This window comes from Oleiphilus sp. HI0079 (assembly GCF_001635105.1).
The window spans coordinates 1-3,873 of the sequence record NZ_LWFT01001017.1; the positions used below are offsets into that span (position 1 = coordinate 1).

Here is a 3,873-nt window from a genome sequence, read left to right on the forward strand (position 1 = left end):
AAAATGTGCCTGATGACACAACAATCTGGATTGCGGCGAGCACGCACGAGGGTGAAGATGCGAAAGTGCTTTCAGTACACCGTCAGCTCAAGCAGCATTTTCCTTCCTTAACGTTGATTTTGGTTCCACGGCATCCTGAGCGTTTCGAGTCTGCATACGATCAGGCATCTGAGGCGGGATTCCAAACCAGCCGATTCAGTTCGTCTCCCTTGATTGGCGCAAAAGACGATGTCTATGTTCTGGATGCGATGGGCCAATTAATGCGCTTTTATGCGGCGAGTGACTTGGTGTTTATAGGCGGTTCGCTCGCTGAGGTGGGTGGGCATAACCCGATTGAGCCGGGCGCGTTAGGCAAGGCCATGCTGATAGGTCCGCATTACTTTAACTTTCAAATGATCTGCCAGGAATTTATGGATAGTGGAGCGCTGCAAACCGTTGCCGATGAGAACGAGCTATTTGAAGCGTTAAGAAGCTTGATTGAATGCCCTGATATTGCGAGAGCGAAGGGTGAAAAAGCGTATGCCGTTGTTGAGAGAGGAAAAGGTGCGACCGGTCGTGTGGTTGACGCGATCGCTCCTTTTTTCAATTAACAAAAAGTCTAAAGTGGTAAAGCTCTGCTTTAGTTAGATGCCTCGATGAGATAGTTGTTAATTGCTAAGACGTCTTCTTCTGTGAGCGTACCAGCCGCCTGTTTCAATTTTAAACCGCTGATAACGAAGTCGAAGCGCGCACTCGCGTGATCACGCAATGCGGTAAAGTAGTTTCGCTCTGCATCCAGCACCTCAACAATGTTTCGAGTCCCTACGTTGTATCCCTCTCGTGTTGCCTCTAACGCACTTTCACGAGAGACAATGTTTTGTTGCAATGACTCTACGGTTTGTACGTTCGTTCTTAGATTGATGAACTCTGAACGAGTTTGTATTTCTGCGGAACGTTGCGCTGAGGTAAGTTGATGGCGTGCTTGCTCGGCTAAGAATCTTGAGCGCTTAGAGGCTGCTTGTGTTGCGCCGCCAGAATAGAGAGGCAGGTTAAAGTTTAGGGCGATATTGCTTTCTTCCGTTCCCAAAGCACCGTTGGCGGGAGGCAGCCCCTGCTTATAGTTATCAAGAGAGGTATCATTGAGTCCTGCAGTTAGAGTAAGCGTCGGGTAGTGGCCCGAGCGCTTCGATTTATAATCCGCTTCAAAGGCTTTAACGCCAAACTGTGCGGCGATCACCGAAAGGTTGTTTTCAAGAGAGCTGGCAACCCAAGAATCGATTTTCTCGGTTGGATCGATGCTTATCGGGTACTCTTCCGATAAGCTTTTGAGGTTCGTTGCGTACTGGCCTGTGATGCGCGAAAGAGTCTCGCGTGCAATCGTCAGTGCGCCCTCGACTCGAATTCTGGTGGTTTGCGATGAGTCGTAAGAGGCTTTCGCTTCATGCACATCGGTGATCGCGATTAGTCCAACATCGAACTGTTCTTTGGCTTGTTCATACTGACGCTTTACGGCAATTTCAAGCGCGCGGCTCGCTGTCAGATCTACCTCTGAACGAAGAACGTCAAAATACGCTTCTGCCACTTTTAAAATAAGGTCTTGCTGTGCAGCGAGGTACTCTGCTTCAGCTCGTGCAGAGCCGAACTCCGCAGCGGACAAAGTGTACCAGCTAGGCATGCTCAAAAGAGGCTGGGTTAGGGTGACGCCGTATGCCGTTGTTTCGTATGAGTCGGAAGTGCCAGAGCCTTCCTTTACTTCGCGGTCAGTGAAGCCTTTGCTTGCCGTTGCATCGAGCTGCGGCAATAGGCTAGCTAAGGCACTGTTTTCTTGTTCCTGCTCGGCCTTGTAAGCGGACTCCGCCGCAGCAATGTCTGCATCGTAACTAATTGCGCTTTGGTACATTTGCGCCAGATCATAGGTATCTGCGTAAGCTATGTTCGTACCAATAGAGCAGGCGATCCCTGTGCTCAGGACTAGTTTTGCGAAAGTGTTCATTACTACTCGAGTTCCTCATTTCTGTATAGGTGCTGTTGGCTAGGTGCTTTTGGCATCTATGTCGTGTTTCGACAGTAGCGCCATTATGGACAATAAATATCCATAACTCTACACTGCGGCTTCGAATAAGTGGGCGCGCGTTGGAAAGGCATGTTCCAAAATCTTTTGTATACCGGAGCGTTATGAAAACCTACTCGCATGATGATTGGCAGTTGGTGAACGAGGAGGTGTGTTTTTCAGGCTTTTTCAAGCTTGTGCGTTATCATTTTCAGCACACTCGGTTTGATGGATCACAGAGCCCTACGCTGTCGCGAGAAGTGTTTGTTCGAGGTGATGCAACGTGTGTTTTGTTGTACGACCCCTCTCTGCAGGCGCTAGTGCTCGTTGAGCAATTTAGGGCAGGAGGTTTGTTGCACAGCGATTCGCCGTGGATGTTGGAGTTGGTGGCCGGCATTAACGAACAGGGCGAAGCGCCAGAAGAGGTAGCGTGTCGCGAGGCAGTAGAAGAAGCGGATGCGCACATACTAGATCTGATGCCCATATATGATTTTTTTCCGTCTCCCGGTGGTTCCACTGAACGTATTCATCTCTTTCTGGGGCTGGTTGATGCGCGGGCCCTAGGTGGTGTCCACGGGCTGGCCGAAGAAGGGGAAGACATTAAGGTGCATGTACTTGATCTCCCCGAAGCCGTCTCCATGCTAAGTCGTGGCGAAATTGATAACTCGCCCGCTATTATTGCTATTCAGTGGTTGCTGCTCAATAAAACGCGAGTTGATGATGTTTGGAGTGGCGATTTTGACCAATAAATCCAGTCAAAACATGCGCCGTAAAAAATACGTGCCCGATATTGTCCAACTTGGTGCTCTTTTTGAGAGTAACTATCGAAGAATCATGAAACTGCTGCATCTTGTTGGCGAAGATGATGAGTTAAATATCCTGCTTTACAATGGCGCGCATTATATCGGCACTGTAAACGCTAAGAATATCGAGAGCTCAAAGTACACCGATACTATATTGTTGCAGCAAACATCCACCGCAGGGCAGTGGTTGAATAATCCGGTGCTGACGGTACGCATGTATCACGATGCGGGCGTCGCGGAAGTCATTAGTAGTCGTGGGCATCGCCCTCTTGAGGGTAGAAACGACTATCCGAACAAGTTTATGCATCACCCAGATGAAAAGGTTCAGTTGAATCGCTTTCTTGCCGAATGGCTGGGATTTTGCCTCAGATTTGGGATTTGTGATACGCACCCCTTTAGCCCCGATAAACTGTGAATTGCCCATAAGACAATCGCTCACTTAGAGAATATTATTCCGTTAAGCCATCTTGAAGCGAGTATTGCCGGAAAATGTTGCATAGATAGAACGGTGTTTGGCGGGAAATTGCCCTAGATTTGTGAGCTAGCTAACGCGACACTAATAACAATTTTGACCGATTCGCATACCTGAACCATTATTACTAGAAGAATAAATTGTAAAATAATGCAATCCGCGACTATCCGTGGTCTGCAAAACACTTAGAGCCGACGACAAATGCAAGAGAAGGGAAGTGCAGTTAAGGTGCTGCACATAACGGACTGCCATCTCAATGAAGATCGCAGCAAAGACTTGTTGGGAATGAATACCTACGAAAGTCTGATTGCTGTGCTTAACGAGGTTAAAGCCGAAGGGATCGCGCCGGATTGCATTTTGGTGACGGGCGATATTTCGCAGGATGGTTCCATCGCTGCGTATCAGACAATGAAAGATGAGCTCGCTGAATTTGAGTGCCCAATTCGCTGGTTTCCCGGAAACCATGATCACCGCCAGAATATGTCTCAGGTGATAGGAGAAAGTGCGGAGCTTGATAAAGTCTTAAAGCTTGGTGCGTGGCAGTTGGTCCTGCTGGACTCCCTGTCTCC

At 48.6% G+C, this 3,873-nt stretch carries 5 protein-coding genes; 4 read left to right on the forward strand and 1 reads right to left on the reverse strand.

Annotation, left to right across the window (positions count from 1 at the left end; all coding sequences use genetic code 11):
- Nucleotides 1-590 (forward strand): glycosyltransferase (locus A3750_RS18400; protein WP_156498723.1); only part of this gene is annotated, 590 nt, incomplete at its 5' end.
- A gap of 29 nt (nt 591-619) precedes the next feature.
- Here A3750_RS18400 and A3750_RS18405 read toward each other — a convergent pair.
- Nucleotides 620-1,972 (reverse strand): TolC family outer membrane protein, encoded by a 1,353-nt coding sequence (locus A3750_RS18405; RefSeq protein ID WP_082873353.1) that lies wholly within the window; start codon nt 1,970-1,972, stop codon nt 620-622.
- Between the two features lie 182 nt (nt 1,973-2,154).
- On the opposite strand from A3750_RS18405, the gene A3750_RS18410 reads away from it, so the two are divergent.
- The 3 genes from A3750_RS18410 to A3750_RS18420 form a co-directional block, all read left to right on the forward strand.
- The gene (locus A3750_RS18410) at nt 2,155-2,778 is read left to right on the forward strand and encodes an NUDIX domain-containing protein (protein ID WP_068458642.1); all 624 of its coding nucleotides are present in this window, start codon (nt 2,155-2,157) and stop codon (nt 2,776-2,778) included.
- Nucleotides 2,768-3,247 (forward strand): DUF1249 domain-containing protein, encoded by a 480-nt coding sequence (locus tag A3750_RS18415; protein ID WP_231871875.1) that lies wholly within the window; start codon nt 2,768-2,770, stop codon nt 3,245-3,247. The genes A3750_RS18410 and A3750_RS18415 overlap by 11 nt, the downstream gene beginning before the upstream one ends.
- Nucleotides 3,248-3,505: 258 nt before the next feature.
- A partial coding sequence (locus tag A3750_RS18420; protein ID WP_197475145.1) for a metallophosphoesterase occupies nt 3,506-3,873 on the forward strand: 368 nt, incomplete at its 3' end.